The organism is Aeromonas sp. R5-1 (genome assembly GCF_040908265.1).
GTDB lineage: Bacteria > Pseudomonadota > Gammaproteobacteria > Enterobacterales > Aeromonadaceae > Aeromonas > Aeromonas caviae.
The window spans coordinates 1-17339 of sequence record NZ_JBFODJ010000049.1; the positions used below are offsets into that span (position 1 = coordinate 1).

General features: G+C 61.3%; 15 protein-coding genes and 1 tRNA gene. 9 read left to right on the forward strand and 7 right to left on the reverse strand.

From position 1 onward, the window contains the following. Window positions 1–254: 254 nt before the first annotated feature. Window positions 255–331, reverse strand: a tRNA-Pro gene (locus AB5Y64_RS06900). A gap of 378 nt (window positions 332–709) precedes the next feature. Here AB5Y64_RS06900 and tadA point away from each other — a divergent pair. The 9 genes from tadA (at window position 710) to AB5Y64_RS06945 (ending at window position 11801) form a co-directional block, all read left to right on the forward strand. After that, entirely contained in the window at window positions 710–1258 is a 549-nt protein-coding gene (tadA, locus tag AB5Y64_RS06905) for a tRNA adenosine(34) deaminase TadA (protein WP_080770013.1), read from the forward strand. Window positions 1259–1425: 167 nt separating this feature from the next. Continuing rightward, window positions 1426–3663, forward strand: coding sequence for an ABC transporter permease subunit (locus AB5Y64_RS06910; RefSeq protein ID WP_039040253.1), 2238 nt, complete (start codon window positions 1426–1428; stop codon window positions 3661–3663). 17 nt (window positions 3664–3680) lie between these two features. After that, window positions 3681–5330: a phosphate ABC transporter permease PstA gene (gene pstA / locus AB5Y64_RS06915; protein ID WP_125117313.1), complete on the forward strand. Its 1650-nt coding sequence runs from the start codon at window positions 3681–3683 to the stop codon at window positions 5328–5330. Between the two features lie 104 nt (window positions 5331–5434). Then, a complete protein-coding gene (gene pstB / locus AB5Y64_RS06920; protein ID WP_010675264.1) occupies window positions 5435–6253 on the forward strand; it encodes a phosphate ABC transporter ATP-binding protein PstB in 819 nt (272 codons plus the stop codon). 99 nt (window positions 6254–6352) lie between these two features. Next, complete coding sequence (gene phoU / locus AB5Y64_RS06925) at window positions 6353–7063, forward strand: phosphate signaling complex protein PhoU (RefSeq protein ID WP_029314752.1); 711 nt, start codon at window positions 6353–6355, stop codon at window positions 7061–7063. Between the two features lie 241 nt (window positions 7064–7304). Further along, window positions 7305–8624, forward strand: coding sequence for a hemolysin family protein (locus AB5Y64_RS06930; protein WP_041213150.1), 1320 nt, complete (start codon window positions 7305–7307; stop codon window positions 8622–8624). An 18-nt stretch (window positions 8625–8642) separates the two neighbouring features. Beyond that, a complete protein-coding gene (locus tag AB5Y64_RS06935) occupies window positions 8643–9185 on the forward strand; it encodes a hypothetical protein (RefSeq protein WP_039040256.1) in 543 nt (180 codons plus the stop codon). A 294-nt stretch (window positions 9186–9479) separates the two neighbouring features. Then, a complete protein-coding gene (locus AB5Y64_RS06940; RefSeq protein WP_039040257.1) occupies window positions 9480–10382 on the forward strand; it encodes a homocysteine S-methyltransferase family protein in 903 nt (300 codons plus the stop codon). A 9-nt stretch (window positions 10383–10391) separates the two neighbouring features. Continuing rightward, on the forward strand, window positions 10392–11801 hold the full coding sequence (locus tag AB5Y64_RS06945) for a basic amino acid/polyamine antiporter (RefSeq protein WP_319895152.1): 1410 nt from the start codon (window positions 10392–10394) through the stop codon (window positions 11799–11801). 55 nt (window positions 11802–11856) lie between these two features. Here AB5Y64_RS06945 and AB5Y64_RS06950 read toward each other — a convergent pair whose 3' ends face one another. From AB5Y64_RS06950 to AB5Y64_RS06975, 6 genes are all read right to left on the reverse strand, one after another. Then, window positions 11857–13185 carry an IS4 family transposase gene (locus tag AB5Y64_RS06950; RefSeq protein WP_368203549.1) on the reverse strand — a complete coding sequence of 443 codons (1329 nt, stop codon included), beginning with the start codon at window positions 13183–13185 and terminating at the stop codon, window positions 11857–11859. A 119-nt stretch (window positions 13186–13304) separates the two neighbouring features. Then, the gene (locus tag AB5Y64_RS06955) at window positions 13305–14144 is read right to left on the reverse strand and encodes a sterol desaturase family protein (RefSeq protein WP_319895162.1); all 840 of its coding nucleotides are present in this window, start codon (window positions 14142–14144) and stop codon (window positions 13305–13307) included. Window positions 14145–14343: 199 nt separating this feature from the next. Next, window positions 14344–15087 carry an amino acid ABC transporter ATP-binding protein gene (locus AB5Y64_RS06960; RefSeq protein WP_010675257.1) on the reverse strand — a complete coding sequence of 248 codons (744 nt, stop codon included), beginning with the start codon at window positions 15085–15087 and terminating at the stop codon, window positions 14344–14346. Further along, window positions 15071–15193 (reverse strand): hypothetical protein, encoded by a 123-nt coding sequence (locus AB5Y64_RS06965; RefSeq protein WP_258057321.1) that lies wholly within the window; start codon window positions 15191–15193, stop codon window positions 15071–15073. Before AB5Y64_RS06965 ends, AB5Y64_RS06960 begins: the two co-directional genes overlap by 17 nt. Further along, window positions 15177–16121: an amino acid ABC transporter permease gene (locus AB5Y64_RS06970; protein ID WP_161957685.1), complete on the reverse strand. Its 945-nt coding sequence runs from the start codon at window positions 16119–16121 to the stop codon at window positions 15177–15179. Before AB5Y64_RS06970 ends, AB5Y64_RS06965 begins: the two co-directional genes overlap by 17 nt. Before the next feature lie 99 nt (window positions 16122–16220). Further along, a complete protein-coding gene (locus AB5Y64_RS06975) occupies window positions 16221–17009 on the reverse strand; it encodes a transporter substrate-binding domain-containing protein (protein ID WP_010675255.1) in 789 nt (262 codons plus the stop codon). Window positions 17010–17339: the final 330 nt, after the last annotated feature.

The following is a 17339-nucleotide window of genomic DNA, read 5'->3' on the forward strand; positions in this document are numbered from 1 at the left end:
GACTTGTTCGCACCTTCCTTAGCGACTAATCAGATCGCACAAACTGGACTGAGTTCCCTTCCTCCGGTGATCTACTATTCGGAACAGCTATTTAGCGGCACTTTATGAAAGCTTCAAGTGGTTCTGTATAAAATTCATGCCAATAAAAAGCGGCGACCCGATGAACGGGGGAGGCGAGAGGAAAAAGAGGCAAGCGTCGGGTGTGCAGGCAAAAAAATAGCCCAGTCGTTTGACTGGGCTATTTTCGGGGATTTTGGTCGGTGTGAGAGGATTCGAACCTCCGACCCTCTACACCCCATGCAGATGCGCTACCTGGCTGCGCTACACACCGACGGAGTCAGCTCGGCTGACGGGGAGGAAGTCTAATCGGATGATTTGGCGGGCGCAACTCCTTTTTTATCAGGGAGATGCCGACTGCTTCTTTATTGTTCAGCCAAGATGCAACTTGGGCCCCGGCCGGAGTTTTGGCATAATCGCCGCCCCCTTAGGCGGGCACAGGGTGGCGAACACCCAACTCGGGGCGTTCCGATGTCGCCGGGGCCTTTGGCCTCTCTTTCATTGACAGCATCTTCTGCCGTGGGCTACCGGCCAGCGCGAGGGGGAAGGGGCCCGGTGTGCCCAGGGCCGGGACGCAGCAATCCGGGAGTGCGCGGCCGATGCCGTGCAGGGGCCAGGCAAGCTGACATCATATCGACGAGAGGATCAGGGCGTGAAACCATCTGAAGTTGCAGCACAGATCAGCCAGCGCGAGCAGGACGAACGCTGGATGCGCCATGCCATGGCCCTGGCCGCCAGGGCAGAGGGGATAGGCGAGATCCCGGTAGGCGCCGTGCTGGTGCTGGGGGACAAGATAGTGGCAGAGGGGTGGAATCGCTCCATCAGCGAGCACGACGCCTGCGCCCATGCCGAGGTGATGGCGCTTCGGGAAGCGGGCAAGCAGCTTGAAAACTATCGCCTGCTCGACACCACCCTCTATGTGACGCTGGAGCCCTGCTGCATGTGTGCCGGCGCCCTCATCCACAGCCGGGTCAAGCGGGTGGTCTATGGTGCCCGGGATTTGAAGACGGGGGCGGCAGGGTCTGTGTTCGACATCCTGCTGGATCCCCGCCACAACCACCAGGTGGCACTGACGGGGGAGGTGCTCGCCGACGCCTGCTCGGCCCAGCTGTCGGATTTCTTCAAACGGCGCCGCGCCGAGAAGAAGGCGGCCAGACTCGCCGCGAAAGAGGCGCTTCCTCAAGATGACAGCGGGGCTTGATGGCCCCGTTTGCTTTTATTTCACTGCCAGACCGGCTGCCTGCTTCCCCCCGAATACCAACTGCCACCCCCCGATGGAGCCTGCGCTCTTTGCCGCTGTTGATGTAACAAAACTGTCATGCATCCGCCATATAATGCCGCCAAGCCTAGCTCACATTGAGGTCTTGCATGTCATCGGAATCGTTAAATCTGGTCATGGCGGGCAGTCGAAAACGCCGGATCAAGGATAAATTGGCCAAATATGGCGTCACCACAGGGGGAGCCCTGGTGCTGGTGGCGCTGTTGCTTATCTTCTTCTACCTGCTTTATGTGGTGAAGCCCATCTTCAATGGCGCCAGCATGGAGAGCACCGCTTCCTTCACCCTGCCCATCAAGGGCAAGACCGCCTGGCTCGGGGTCGAGGAGCAAAACGAGATAGGTTACCGCTTCAGTGACCTGGGGAAGGTCAAGTTCTTTGCCGTGCAACCGGATGGCAAGATCAAGACCGGACAGGTGATTGGCGAGGCGCAGGTGAACGGCGAGATCACGGCGGTTGCGCCGCCTGCGCCGGGCCAGAAACTCATCGCCTATGGGTTTGCCGACGGCAAGGCCCAGGTGGTGCAACCCTATTTCAAGATCTCCTATCCCAATGACGTGCGCGTCATTGAGCCCAGCCTGCAATATCCCTTCGGCGAGACCCCCGTGGTGATCGATCCCCAGGGCAAGGCGCTGACGCGCATGGTCTTCGAGGCGACCAAGGACAAGATGGCGACCGCGGCCGTGACCGAAGATGGTCGTGGTGTGCTGATGGTGATGAGCGGCGAGGAGAATTTCCTCTCCGGCGAAATTGAGTGGAGCAACCAGACCTACACCATTCCGTCCCTGCCACGCCATGTTGACCAGATGCTGCTGACCCCGAACCTGCGCCTGTTGTTCGTGCGCGAGGGCAACCGCCTGTCGGTCTATGACATCCACAACCTGAGCGACATTTCCCTGCGCAATGTCATGGAGATCAACGCCCCCAATGCCAGCGTGACCCAGGTGGCCCTGCTCTCCGGTGCGTCCTCCCTGCTGGTGGGCAACGACAACGGCGTCATCTCCCAGTGGTTCGAGGTGGCAAAGGATGGCAAGCGCCAGTTCACCCAGATCCGTGACTTCAAGAGTGACGCGCCGGTCGCGCTGCTGACCCCCGAGCACTTTCGCAAGGGCTTCATCAGCGCAGGCAGCGACGGCACCATCAACTTCTTCCATGCCACCGGCGAAGCCAAGCTGCTTGGCGAGAAGATTGACGGGGGCAACCTGGCTGCCGTTGCCATCTCTCCTCGCCACAACCTGCTGTTGACCCAACAGGGGGATGACTTCAAGGTCTTTGACGTCGAGAACGATCACCCCGAGGTAACCTGGTCTGCCCTCTGGCAACAGGTGTGGTATGAAGGCTATCCCGAGCCCCAGTACGTGTGGCAGTCCACCTCCGCCAGCAACGACTTCGAAGCCAAGCTGAGCCTGGTGCCCCTGGTGTTCGGTACCTTGAAAGCCTCCTTCTATGCCATGGTGTTCGCGGTGCCCCTGGGTGTCGCCGGCGCAATCTATACCGCCTACTTCATGTCGGCGGGGCTGCGCAAATACGTCAAGCCGACGGTGGAGATCATGGCGGCGCTGCCGACCGTCATCCTCGGCTTCCTGGCGGGTCTGTGGCTCGCTCCCATCATCGAAGGGGCCCTGCCCGGGGTGATCCTGCTGCTGATCCTGCTGCCCATGGGTATGCTGCTCACCGCCCTGGTGTGGAACTATCTGCCGGAGCGCGGCCGCACCTGGCTGCCTGAAGGCTGGCACGCCATTCTGCTTATCCCTGTGCTGCTGTTCATCGGATGGGGCGCCTTCGCCTTGAGTCCCATCATCGAGAACGCCTTCATGCACGGTGATTCGCGCATCTGGCTGACCCACGACATGGGCATCAAGTTTGACCAGCGCAACTCCCTGGTGGTCGGTATCGCCATGGGCTTTGCGGTCATCCCCACCATCTTCTCCATCGCCGAAGACGCGGTCTTCTCGGTGCCCAAGCACCTGACCCAGGGCTCGCTTGCGCTGGGGGCGACCCCGTGGCAGACCCTGAGCCGGGTGGTGATCCTCACCGCGAGCCCGGGCATCTTCTCGGCGGTGATGATGGGCCTTGGCCGCGCCGTGGGCGAGACCATGATCGTGCTGATGGCCACCGGCAACACCCCCATCATGGACTTTTCCATGTTCCAGGGGCTGCGGACCCTGGCGGCGAACATCGCGGTGGAGATGCCGGAATCGGAGGTGGGCAGCTCCCACTACCGGGTGCTCTTCCTCGCCGCCTTCGTGCTGTTTGTGTTCACCTTCTTGTTCAATACCCTGGCCGAATTCGTCCGCCAGCGGTTGCGTGAAAAGTACAGCTCTCTGTAAGGACTAAGGAATCGACAATGGGTAAGTGGTTTAAATCGGGGGCCCCCTGGATCTGGATGACGGGGGGCGCCGTCAGCCTGAGTCTGGTGGCCGTACTGGGTCTGTTGTTGCTGATTGGCTGGCGTGGTCTGGTCTATTTCTGGCCCCATCCCATCTATGAGTGGCAACTTGAAGATGCAAGCGGCAACAAGAGCGTCCTGATTGGCGAGATAAACGACCGGGAGCTGGTGCCGGTGGAGCGCCTGCGCGCCGCAGGCCAGGCGCTGGAAGGGGAGGAGCGCGAAGAGATTACCCGTTATCTGGTCAAGACCGGCAACCGGGAGTTCGTCGACCTCGATTTTCGCTGGGTGCTGGAGACCGATATCAAATCGCGCGCCCAGCCGGCGGAGCTCGCCATGGTGGAACGCGCCACCAACGGCAACTTCTATGGTTACATCACCTCGGTGAAGGAAGATGGCCAGGAGCTGACCACGGATCTGCATCCCGCCTTGCAGCGGGTGCTGGCCCGTGCCAACGGCCTCTCAAGCCAAGCCAACGACCTGCAAAAAGGGGCCATCGGCAGCATCAACTACCAGCTGGAGCGCCTGCGCCTGAAAGAGCGCAAGGCCGAGCTGGATGACAAGCTGACCGATCAGCTTAAAGCCGAGCTGGCGAGCGAGCGTCAGGCGCTCAACGACCGTTACCAGGTGCTGGAGAAAGAGCTCTTCTCCCTGCGTACCCAGGCGGACAGAGACAGCATCACCGTCAAGGACATGCGCGGCGAGCTGGTGACCATGCCCATGTCCCGGGTGCTGGATGTGGTCTGGCCCAACGACATGAGCCTGATGGCCAAGGTGGGTCACTGGTTCCACCAGATTGGCAAGTTCGTCTCCGATGACCCTCGGGAGGCGAACACCGAGGGTGGCGTCTTCCCGGCCATATTCGGCACCGTCTTCATGGTGATCCTGATGGCCATCATCGTGACCCCGCTCGGGGTGGTGGCGGCGGTCTACCTGCACGAGTACGCGGGCAAGAACAGCCTGACCAAGATCATCCGCATCGCGGTGATCAACCTGGCGGGGGTACCCTCCATCGTCTACGGCGTGTTTGGTCTGGGCTTCTTCGTCTACACCCTGGGGGGCAGCATCGACCGCCTCTTCTACCCGGAAGCGCTGCCGAGCCCGACCTTCGGCTCTCCCGGTGTCATCTGGTCGGCGCTGACCCTGGCCATCCTGACCCTGCCGGTGGTGATCGTCTCCACCGAAGAGGGGCTGGCCCGGATCCCGAGCACCATTCGCCAGGGTTCGCTGGCGCTGGGTGCCACCCAGGCCGAGACCCTCTGGCGCATCGTGCTGCCCATGGCCAGCCCGGCCATCATGACCGGCCTTATCCTGGCGATTGCCCGTGCGGCGGGCGAGGTGGCGCCGCTGATGCTGGTGGGGGTGGTGAAGCTTGCTCCCACGTTGCCGATGGACGGCAACTTCCCGTACCTGCACGTGGAGCGCAAGTTCATGCACCTGGGCTTCCACATCTATGACGTGGGCTTCCAGAGCCCGAACGTCGAGGCGGCGCGTCCTCTGGTCTACGCCACCTCCTTCCTGCTGGTGACGGTGATCGTCGGCCTCAACCTGACGGCGATCGGTATTCGTAACCACCTGCGCGAGAAATTCCGGTCGCTGGAACATTAATCCAGCCATTACAGAGACGGGCAGGGGCCTTCCCTGCCAGCCAGATATTCCGGCAGCGGGCAAGACGTTTGCCCGCTGCCACCAAGAGAATTTGAGGTAAACAGATGATCAACGTAACACCGAGTTCGGCCCCGCACACCGCCACCGACCTGCTCAACCTGACCCCGGAGCAGACTGCGCTGGAGGTGAAGGATCTCAACCTGTACTACGGCAACAAGCAGGCGCTGTTCAACGTCAACATGAAGATCCCCAAGGGTCAGGTCACCGCCTTCATCGGCCCGTCCGGTTGCGGCAAGTCCACTTTGCTGCGCTGCATCAACCGGATGAACGATCTGGTGGAGATTTGCCGCATCGAGGGGGAGATCCAGCTGCACGGCCACAACATCTACGACAAGAGCGTGGATGTCTCCGCCCTGCGCCGTCAGGTGGGCATGGTGTTCCAGCGCCCCAACCCCTTCCCCAAGTCCATCTACGAGAACGTGGTCTACGGCCTGCGCCTGCAGGGCATCAATGACCGCCGTACTCTGGACGAGGCCGCCGAGCGTTCCCTGCGCGGTGCCGCCCTGTGGGAGGAGGTGAAGGATCGTCTGCACGACAACGCCTTCGGCCTCTCCGGCGGTCAGCAGCAGCGTCTGGTGATTGCCCGTGCCATCGCCATCGAGCCGGAAGTGCTGCTGCTCGATGAACCGACCTCGGCGCTGGACCCCATCTCCACCCTCACCATCGAGGAGCTCATCAACGAGCTCAAGAGCCAGTTCACCGTGGTGATCGTGACCCACAACATGCAGCAGGCGGCGCGGGTCTCGGATCAGACCGCGTTCATGTACATGGGGGAACTCATCGAGTACTCGAATACCAACACCATCTTCACCACCCCGGCCAAGAAGAAGACCGAAGACTACATTACCGGTCGTTACGGCTAAGGGATGCCGCTGATTGAGATGAGCAAGATGAGCATCAACAAACAGATTGGCAGTCAGTTCAACGGCTAAGGCATAATCGGAGCAACAAGGATTACTGGTATGGACAATATGAACCTCAACAAACACATCTCCGGTCAGTTCAATGCCGAGCTTGAGAGCGTGCGCAATCAGGTACTGGTGATGGGGGGGCTGGTGGAGAAGCAACTCACCGACGCCATCGCCGCCATCCATGGCCAGGATCTGGATGCGGCGCGCAAGATCGTGGCCAACGACCACAAGGTCAACGCCATGGAAGTGGCGATCGACGAGGAGTGCACCCGCATCATCGCCAAGCGTCAGCCCACCGCGTCCGACCTGCGGCTGGTGATGGCCATCATCAAGACCATCACGGATCTGGAGCGCATCGGCGACGTGGCGGACAAGATTGCCCGCATGCTGACCGACAACGCCAACAAGCCGCAGCCTCCGCTGGTGTCGCTGGAGAACATGGGGCGTCGCACCATCAAGATGCTCCACGACGTGCTCGACGCTTTCGCCCGCATGGATCTGGATGCCGCCCTGGCGGTCTACAAGGAAGATGACAAGGTGGACCGCGAATACGAGTCCATCATCCGCGAGCTGATGACCTACATGATGGAAGATCCCCGCACTATACCGCAGGTGCTCAACGTGCTCTGGGCGGCACGGGCCATCGAGCGGGTCGGCGATCGCTGCCAGCACATCTGCGAGTACATCGTCTACTACGTCAAGGGCAAGGATGTGCGTCACACCAAGGCCGATGACCTGAGCGATCTGCTGGGCAAGGGCTGATAGGGCGCCTTGGGTGGAGCTCCCGTCGCGGCTGCAGGACGGGAATCCAACTCTGATTGAATAAAAAGGCGCTTTGAGCGCCTTTTTCATTGCATGGCACGGCAGTTCAAGATAACGCCACCCAGCGGGCGCTTTTCTGCTAGAATATGGCCCCTGTGTGAGTCCCGGATGGAGTCACGGTCCGGTTTCCCGGGCCCAGTTTGCCGTCTTGTGCTAAGGCGGCTGTAGCAATAGGTTAATCATGAGTTTTGCCGATAGTTTGTTCTTTCTGATGCTGCTGGTCGCCGGCAGCGTGTTCTTCTCACTCTCCGAGATCTCCCTTGCCGCCTCCCGCAAGATCAAGTTGCAGGTGATGGCCGACGAGGGCAACCGCCACGCCGAGAAGGTGCTGGCATTGCAGGCCCAACCGGGCAACTTCTTTACCGTGGTGCAGATAGGCCTCAATACCGTCGCCATCCTCGGCGGTATCCTGGGGGAATCCGCCCTCAATCCCGCCATCAGGGAGCTGATTGCCGGCTTCTACCAGGGGCCCTGGCTCGGCCAGATTAGCTCTGCGGCCTCGTTCGTCTTCGTCACCGGCATGTTCATCCTGATAGCGGACCTGATGCCCAAGCGCCTTGCCATGACCATGCCCGAGCGGATCGCTGTGGTGGTGGTGCGTCCCATGATGCTGTGCGTCACCTTGCTGATGCCGCTGGTGTGGCTGTTCAACGGCATGGCCAACGGCCTGTTCCGGCTGATGCGCATCTCCATGGTGCGCAACGACGAGATCACCTCCGACGATATTTATGCGGTGATGGATGCAGGTGCCGAAGCCGGTGTCATTCAGCGCGAGGAGCACCAGCTCATCGAGAACGTGTTCGAGCTCCAGTCCTTGGGTGTCACTTCCGCCATGACGGCGCGAGAGAGCCTCATCTACTTCACCCTGCAAGAGGGGGAAGAGAGCATCAAGGCGAAGATCGCCGAGCACCCCCACAACAAGTTCCTGGTGTGCGACCACAACCTCGACAGCATCAAGGGGTTCGTGGATGCCAAGGAGCTGCTGATCCGCGTCATCAGCGGCCAGAGCATCGATCTCAACAGCGGCTCCCTGGTGCAGAACGTCATCATCATTCCCGACACCCTCAACCTCTACGAGGCGATGGAGTACTTCAAGAACCATCGCGGCGATTTTGCGGTGGTGATGAACGAATACGCCCTGGTGGTGGGCATCGTCACCATGAATGACCTGATGAGTACCGTCATGGGGGAGTGGGCCACCCACGTGGTGGAAGAGCAGATCGTCCAGCGGGACGAGAACTCCTGGCTGGTGGACGGGGTGACCCCCATCTCCGACGTGATGCGCGCCTTCGACATCGAGGAGTTCCCGGAAAACCAGAACTACGAGACCATCGCCGGTTTCATCATGTACATGCTGCGCAAGATCCCCAAGCGCACCGACTCGGTCAAATATGCCGGTTACAAGTTCGAAGTGGTGGACATCGACAGTTACAAGATTGACCAGTTGCTGGTCACCCGGGTAGAACCTGCGAGCAATGAGAAGCCCGCTCAGGAATCCTAAAGGAGTTCGTTAGCAATCATGAAGATGAAGACTCATTCCCGTGCGCTGGCCTGTGTGGCGCTCGCCCTGGCACTGGGTGCCTGCAGCCAGAGCGCACCGCGCAAGCCGGTGACGCCTGCCAAACCCGTCGCTCCACAGCCAGCCGTGGTGGTCCCGCAGCAGGATCCCGATGCGGTGGTGCAAAGCGCCGTGGCAGAGCCCAGCCCGGTGTTCGACGAGGAGTATCACGGCCCGGATCAAGGGTCGCTTGAATCGGTCACCGCCCTGTTTGCCCGGGGTTACATCGAATCCGCCATGCGCGAGACCATGCTGGCGGCGGTGCACAGCGATTATCCGCTGCTCGGCATGCGGGACGTGCGTCTCACTGACCCTGTTGCCAAGTTCCTCACCTCGGCCCAGGCACGCACCACGGCCCACGACTACCTCTATGCCGGGGTGCAGCGTCGGCTGGGCCGCCCCCTCAGCCCCGCCCAGTGGGAGCAGATCTGGCAGGGCTATCCCCAGCAGGGCCGGGTCTCCGACTGGGTCAAGCAGACCAAGCGGGTGCTGGCCGGGCGCTGAGCCCCCTGGTTATCGGCGGCTATGCCCGCCTTGATCCCCTGTTTCACAAGAGGCCACCCCCCGGGGTGGCCTCTTGTCGTTTCAGTGTCTGGCCAGGTGATGCCTGTGCCGGGTAGACCTCCCTTTGCCGCCATCATCCTGAGCTTGCCCGGATTTGTTCGTAGCCCCCGATTGCCTCTTGTTCTACTTTGGGTCATGATATTTGGGATTTCTAGCCGTCTAGATGTTTTGATGGCTTAATGTGGTTTCACACAATAAACACCCGTCATGGCGGGGAGACGCAGAGAGACAGAGATGGACAAGCAGGATTTGTGGGTACTCGATGGCGGTATGGGCCGTGAACTGGCGCGGCGTGGTGCGCCGTTCCGTCAACCGGAGTGGTCGGCACTGGCGCTGATGGAAGCGCCCGAGACGGTGCGCGAGGTACACCAGGCTTATGCGACGAGCGGTGCCCGGGTGATCACCACCAACAGCTATGCCCTGGTGCCCTTCCATATCGGCGAGGCGCGCTTTGCCGCCCAAGGGGAGGCACTTGCAGCCCTGGCCGGGCAACTGGCCCGAGACGTGGCCGACGAACAGGGGGGAGCCGTCAAGGTGGCCGGTTCCTTGCCGCCGCTCTTTGGCTCCTATCGTGCGGACCTCTATCAGGCCGAGCGGGTGAGCGAGCTGGCGACACCGCTTATCCGTGCCCTGTCACCCCATGTGGATCTCTGGCTGGCGGAGACCATGAGCCTCATCGCCGAGCCCCTGGCCCTCAAGGCCCTGCTGCCCGAGGACGGCAAGCCGTTCTGGGTCTCCTTTACTCTGGAAGACGAGGCGCCGGGCAGCGAGCCCACCCTGCGCTCCGGCGAGCGGGTGGCGGATGCCGTGACCGCGTTGGCGTCGGCCGGGGTGGATGCCATCCTGTTCAACTGCTGCCAGCCCGAGGTGATTGAAGGGGCGCTCAAGGTGGCCGTCGCCGCGTTGCAGGTTCAGGGGCGCACCGACGTTCGCCTCGGCGCCTATGCCAACGCCTTCCCGCCCCAGCCCAAGGAGGCGACTGCCAATGACGGTCTGGACGAGATCCGCGGCGATCTGGGGCCGCTGGATTACCTCGGCTGGGCCGAGCGCTGGCGCAGAGCCGGGGCAAACCTCATCGGCGGCTGCTGCGGCATCGGCCCGGAACACATCGAGGCGCTGGCCAGCCGGCTGCGTTAAGGAGCGCCCATGAAAGAGAGCAAGATCGGGCTCTGGTCCCTCACTGCGCTGGTGTTCAGCTCCATGGTGGGGGCCGGCATCTTCAGCCTGCCCCAGAACATGGCCGATGTGGCGGGCGCTCGCGCCGTGCTGATCGGCTGGGCCGTCACCGGGGTCGGCATTCTGGCGCTCGCCATGAGTTTTCTCTATCTGTCGCGCTTAAGGCCGGAGCTCGATGGCGGCATCTACAGCTATGCCCGGGCCGGTTTCGGCGATCTGGTGGGCTTCTTCTCCGCCTGGGGCTATTGGCTGTGCGCCACCATCGGCGTGGTGGGGTATCTGGTGATCGCCTTCGCGGCGCTGGGCAGCTTCGTCGACACGCCGGAGCGGGTCTGGTTTGGCGAGGGCAACACATTGGCAGCTTTTGTCGGCGAGTCCTGCATCCTCTGGGCGGTGCACCTGCTGGTGGCCCGCGGCGTGCAGCAGGCGGCCCTGTTCAATCTGGTGGCGACCCTGGCCAAGAGCCTGCCGCTGCTGCTGTTCATCCTGTTCGCCTGCTACTGGTTCGATCCGGTCACCTTTGCGACGGATCAGGAGGGTAGCACCCTGGCGGTACCGGTCTCCGAGCAGGTGCGCAACACCATGCTCATCACCCTCTGGGTCTTCACCGGCATCGAAGGGGCAGCGGTGCTCTCGGCCCGGGCGAGAAACAAGCGGGATGTGGGCACCGCCACCGTGCTCGGCGTGGTGCTGGCGCTGCTGCTCTATGTGCTCATCTCGGTGCTGGCGCTCGGAATATTGAGCCGCCCGGAGCTTGCGGCCCTGCCCAACCCCTCCATGGCGGGATTGATGGCCCAGATGACGGGTTCCTGGGGCAAGTTGCTCATCAGCGCCGGCCTCATCGTGTCGGTGCTCGCCTCCTACGTGAGCTGGACCCTCTTCTCGGCCGAGGTGCCGTTCAGCGCGGCGCGTCACGGGGCCTTCCCGGCCATCTTCCGGCGCGAGAACCGCAACGGCACCCCCATCGCCTCGCTCTGGCTCACCAGCCTGACCGTGCAGGGCTGCTTGCTGCTGGTGTGGTTGCTTGGCAAGGGGTACACCAACCTGCTGCTCATCTCCACCTCCATGATCCTGGTGCCCTACCTGCTCATCGGCCTCTTCCTGCTCAAGCTGGTCTTCAGTGGCAAGGGTGGGCAGGGCCGTGGCCTGATGCGGGTGGTGGCGCTGGTGTCGAGCGGTTATGGTTTCTGGCTGCTCTACGCCGCCGGGGTGGAGTACCTGCTGCTGTCGCTTCTGCTCTACGGGCCGGGTCTGCTGCTGTTTCTCTACAGCCGTCGCCAGCTCGGCGCCGAACAGCGGCTCAGTGGGCGCGAACGGCTGCTGGCCGGGGTGACGCTGCTGAGCCTGATCCCCGCCGTCTGGTCCTTCGTTCACGTCTGACCCGGGGGGTGTCCCTGTCATGAAAAAGAGCGCCCCTGGGCGTAATGCCAGTCAGTTAAGCCTGACTGGCATTGTTTTTATTGGCTTTTTGCACCGTATACTTCTGCGGCCTCGCCTTCACACTGCGGGGGTAACTCCGCTCCCTTCGCTCCGGCAACACAAACTGCCCCGCCTGCTTATCTAGCTCCGCCACCCGCTTCGGGATACTCCCCGGTGACAGGTACGGCATGCAGCTCAGTTCATGGATGAGGTACACCGATGCCATGTGAAAACTCAGCTGGCTCGCCGTGTATCCCTTCAGACTCGCCGCCATCTTTACCATCTGGCTGCGCAGCAGGTTGTACGCCAGCAGCACGCCCCACAGCTCTTGCCGTATCCCCGCCGCCTTCTTGCTGCGCAGGGTCAGCCGATGTTGTTGCAGGCTGTGCTTCATCTCCCGATAGCCCAACTCGATTTCCCAGCGCTGGCTGTAGAGCTCGACGATGTCAGCCCCCGGGAAACGCATCGGGTCGACCATTGAGGTCAATACTTGGTACTCTTTGCCGTTGATGGTGCGGGTAAGTAAGCGGGCTTCTAGTGTCTCTGGCAGTTGCGACCACTTCTTCCTCGCCTGTGGACTGGTTTTGAGACGCACCAACACATCCTGACGCCCCAGCTTGCGCACCATCTCGTATTGCGAGCCCTTTTTGAGTGGCAGCAGCCAGTGCCGCTCGCTGCCAGTGGTTTGCCAGACGTGGAGCAGACCGAGAGAGTAAAACCCCTTGTCGAACAGGGTGAGCGAGTGGTCCGGCGTGCGTGCGACAAGCTGTTCGGCCAACACCATCTCGTTGACGGCGCAGCTCTCCATGACGGCCTGCACAAGCAGGTGGCTGGTCAGCTCCATCTGGCAAAGCATGCGCACCTGCGGATAGGTGGTCTCGCCATGCTGGGTGCCGGGTTTGGCAAACTCGGCGGCATTGTCCGGGGTATCGGGTGTGCGCCACATCACGCCATCGACGGCGAGCAGTTGCAGCCCGGCCCAACCGGGATGATTGGCCTGCTGGTGCCAGAGAGAGGCAGTCTCGTGAAACAGGCGTTCGATGCTCTTGTCCCCCAGTTTTTGGCGAGCTTGCAGGAAGGCACTGGGGGCGACAAAGGGACGGTCGCCGGGCAACAGGATATCGAGCTGATTGACCAGCTGGGTCATGGGTACATGGCGGAAGATGGCCATGCCGATAATGGCCCAGACCAGCCGCTCCATGGGCATACGGCGACGACGCAGGGTCGCGACATTCTCTTCGGCGAGCAGCGTTGTGATGAGCTCGGGAGAAATGAGGTCAGAGAGTGACTCAAACTGAGCGGCATTACTGGCGTGGAGGAAGTCGAGAGCGTGAGCGATACGCATAAAAAATCCGAAACCAATCAACAGGTTTCGGATTTTCACACAACAGAAGGATCGGTCAATGGATTCTTAACTGATCGGCATTACGCCCCTGGGCGCTCTTTTTTATCCTGGTCAGTGGGTCAACCGCTGGTGGGGCCCGCCGGTTTGCCAAACAGCACGGCGAGCTTTTGCCGCCAGGGGAGGCCCCGGGCCTCTTGCAGCATGTCGCGCCACTCGTGGAAGGTGAGGGTGAGCGGGTTGAAGCTGTGGATGGGCTTGGTGATGCCGAAACGGCACGGCTCGCCCAAGTCTTCTTCCACGAAGGTGCCAAACAGCCGGTCCCAGATGATGAGCACGCCGGCGAAGTTGCGATCGATGTATCTGGCGTTGCTGGCGTGGTGCACCCTGTGGTGGGAGGGGGTGTTGAAGATCCATTCAAGTTTGCCCAGCTTGCCCACCACCTGGGTGTGGACGAAGAACTGAAAACCCAGGCTCAAGAGCACGGTGGCCACCACCGCCTCGGGGGGGAAGCCGATGAGGATCATGGGGATCCAGAACAGCCACATGCCGGAGACCGGGTACATCAGGCTCTGGCGAAAGGCGGTGGAGAGGTTGAGCCGCTCCGAGCTGTGGTGCACCACGTGGGAGGCCCAGAGCCAGCGCACATGGTGGCTCGCGAAGTGGAACAGCCAGTAGCAGAGATCCTGCAACAAAAAGAGCAGCAAGAGGCTCCAGAGGTTCAGCTCGATATCGAATAGTCGCCAGCCCCAGAGGGTGTCATAGAGATAGGCGATGGCAATGGCGGCCAGGGCATCGCCCCCCTGATGCATCAGTGCCAGGGTGGCATTGGCGAAGAGATCCTTCCACTGGTAGCCCGCCGTGGGATAGGCGGCGCCGTTTTTTCGCAGGTAGAGCATCTCCCAGCCGATGAAAACCAGAAAGAGGGGCGAGAGGTAGAGCAGGAGCAGTTGCACATCCATGTGAGCCATCCGGTTGGACCAGTTGGATGTCAGCATACCGGATGAATTTAAAATTTCATTAACATCCTTGCTCGTTGGCGTGGTGACAACCCGATGGCAAAAGGCTGCGGCAAGCAATGCGCCAGGGAGATGATCTGGGGGGAAGGCAAGCATAGAAGAGGGAGCCATGGGCTCCCTCTTCGTGTTGGTGCATCGCGGGTTATAGCACCTGGCTCAGGAACTGGCGCAGGCGCGGGGAGGGTGGATTGTCGAAGAAGTCGGCGGGTTTCTCGTCCACCAGCAGCTCGCCGCTCTCCATGAAGAGCACCCTGTCCGCCACTTCCCGGGCAAAGCCCATCTCGTGAGTCACCACCACCATGGTCATCCCTTCGCGGGCCAACCCCTTCATGACGTCCAGCACCTCTCCCACCATTTCGGGGTCGAGGGCGCTGGTGGGCTCGTCAAACAGCATGATGCGCGGCTGCATGGCGAGCGCCCGGGCGATGGCCACCCGCTGCTGCTGGCCGCCGGAGAGCTGGGAGGGGTAGCTCTGGGCCTTGTTGGAGAGACCGACCTTGAGCAGCAGGGCCTTGGCTCGCTCCTCTGCCTCCTGGCGAGAGAGCCCTCTCACCTTCTGGGGGGCCAGGGTGATGTTGTCCAGCACCGTCAGGTGAGGGAAGAGGTTGAATGACTGGAACACCATGCCCACCTCTTCCCGCAGCTTGTTGACATCCCCGGGTTCGGTGAGGCTGATGCCGTCGACCACGATATTGCCATCGTTGATGGTCTCCAGCTGGTTGAGGGTGCGCAGGAAGGTGGACTTGCCTGAGCCGCTCGGCCCCACGATCACCACCACTTCCCCTTCGGCCACCTGGGTGCTGACGTTTTTCAGGGCGTGCACCTCGGTGCCGTAGAACTTCTCTACACCGGTCGCCTTGATGATGGGATCAGTTGCTGCGCGCATAGTTCACCTCCAGACGACGCACCGGGAAGGGGCAGGGAGTACCGGTGATGGCAGAACATTTCGACACCGATGGCGCCTTGATAACGGGATCAGTTGCTGCGCGCATATTTCACCTCCAGACGACGCACCAGGAAGGAGAGAGTACCGGTCAGCACCAGATAGAGCAGGGCCACGGTGAACCACACCTCGAACGGGCTGAAGGTGGAGCTGACCACTTCGCGCCCCGCCTTGGTGAGATCCGTGATGGAGATGACGGAGACCAGGGAGGAGTCCTTGATGAGGTTGATGAACTGGCCCGCCAGCGGCGGCAGCACGCGCTTGAACGCCTGGGGCAGGATGACGTAGCGCATGGTCTGGGCCGAGGTCATGCCAAGGCTCCTGCCCGCCTCCATCTGCCCCTTGTGGATGGAGCTGATGCCGGCGCGCACGATTTCGGCCACATAGGCGCCGGTGAAGACCGCCAGCGCCGCCACCCCGGCGGTGAAGCGATCCAGATTGAGTACAGTGCCGATAAAGAAGTAGACGATGAAGATCTGCACCAGGAGCGGGGTGCCGCGGATAAGCTCCACATAGGTCACTGCCAGGTTGCGCAGGGCCGGATTGGGGGAGAGGCGGGCGAGTCCGGCCAGGGTGCCGAGCAGGATGGCGAAGACCCCGGCCACCAGGGATAGCTTGACCGTGACCCAGACGCCCCAGGCGATGGGGCCGGCGGTCCAGCTCAGTTGCACATCCAGGGTATCGCCGAGGAAGACGGTGTCCCCTTCGGCCAGCTGGGTGCCCTGGGCGGCGATGGCCTGACGACGGCTGGGGTCGAGATCGTCCTGCAGGAAGAGCTGCCCCTTGTCCGCGACCACGGTGCCGTCAAACTCGGCATAGTGTTTCTGTTCTGCCTGATAGGCGATGTACTGGGGAATGCGTTCCCAGCGCCAGGTGTAATCCACTGCCTGCACGGCCTTGTAGATGCCGAAAATGGCGGCCAGCACCAGCAGCAGGAAGATCCCGTGCCAGAGCAGCTGATTGGGCTGTTTTTCCATCTGTCTTGTGAGTTTGGGGTTGATCACTGTCACAACCTCTTTTGTCGTTATCGTGTGGGGCGTCTGCGTGAAGGGGCGGCATGCCGCCCCTTTGAGAGGTTATTTGAGCTGGTTCAGCCAGGCGGTGGATTCAAACCACTTCTTGTAGAGACGGTCATAGCTGCCGTCGCCCTTGATCTGGCGCAGGTAGTTGTTGAACCAGTTGAGGGTGTCCTGATCTCCCTTGCGGATGGCCCAGGCCAGCGGCTCGAAGGTGAACGGCTTGTCGAGGTGTACCACGGCGCCCTGGTTCTGGGACGCGAAGATGGCGTTGTAGGGCAGGTCGTAGACGAAGGCATCGACCTTGCCGTTGATCACTTCCAGCTTGGCGTCATCCTGGGTTTCAAACTGCAGCAGGGTGGCCTTGGGGATCATGCGCTTGACCGCTTGCTCGCCGGTGGTGCCGAGTTTGACCGCGATCTTGTATTTGGGATCGTTGAGGTCCTGGAAGGATTTGATTTCGCCCGCCTTGTCCTTGCGAAGCACGATGGTCTGGCCGACGACGATGTAGGGATCGGCAAAGTTCACGCGCAGGTTGCGCTGGGGAGTGACGGTCATGCCGCCCATGATGACGTCGAACTTGTCGGTCAAGAGCGCGGGGATGATGCCGTCCCAGGCGGTGTTGACGAACTCCACCTTCACGCCCATCTCCTTGGCGACCATCTTGGCGAGATCCACGTCAAAGCCGATGTACTGGCCCTGCTTGTTGGTCATCTCGAAGGGTTGATAGCCGGCATCGAAACCGACCCGCAGCACACCGCGCTCCAGCACGGCATCCAGGGTGGAAGTGGGCGCGGCGTTGGCCAGCCCGCACAGCAGCAGGGTAGAGAGAATGAGTTTTTTGATCATAAATGACGTCTCTGTCGTAAATGTGGTCGGCCTTGAACCTGCTCCCGTGCGACTCCATGGCACAAGAGACTGCTGCATCCGGCAGCAGGCAAGACAGGATTATTGTCTTGGTCGGGGCAAAAGCCCCATATGAGATTCTATGAATGGTTCGTTGGATGAAAAATGTACCAAAACCTGTTTGTGCCAGAAGACTCAATAAGTTATGGAGACTTTTATCCCTCGTGGTGACTCATAAAACCACATGAAAACAACATATCTATCTAATGGCGCCGGTTCAAGCGCAAAATATCCGGCGGCCGTCTCGGTGGAAAATCCGGGCACAGACAGGGC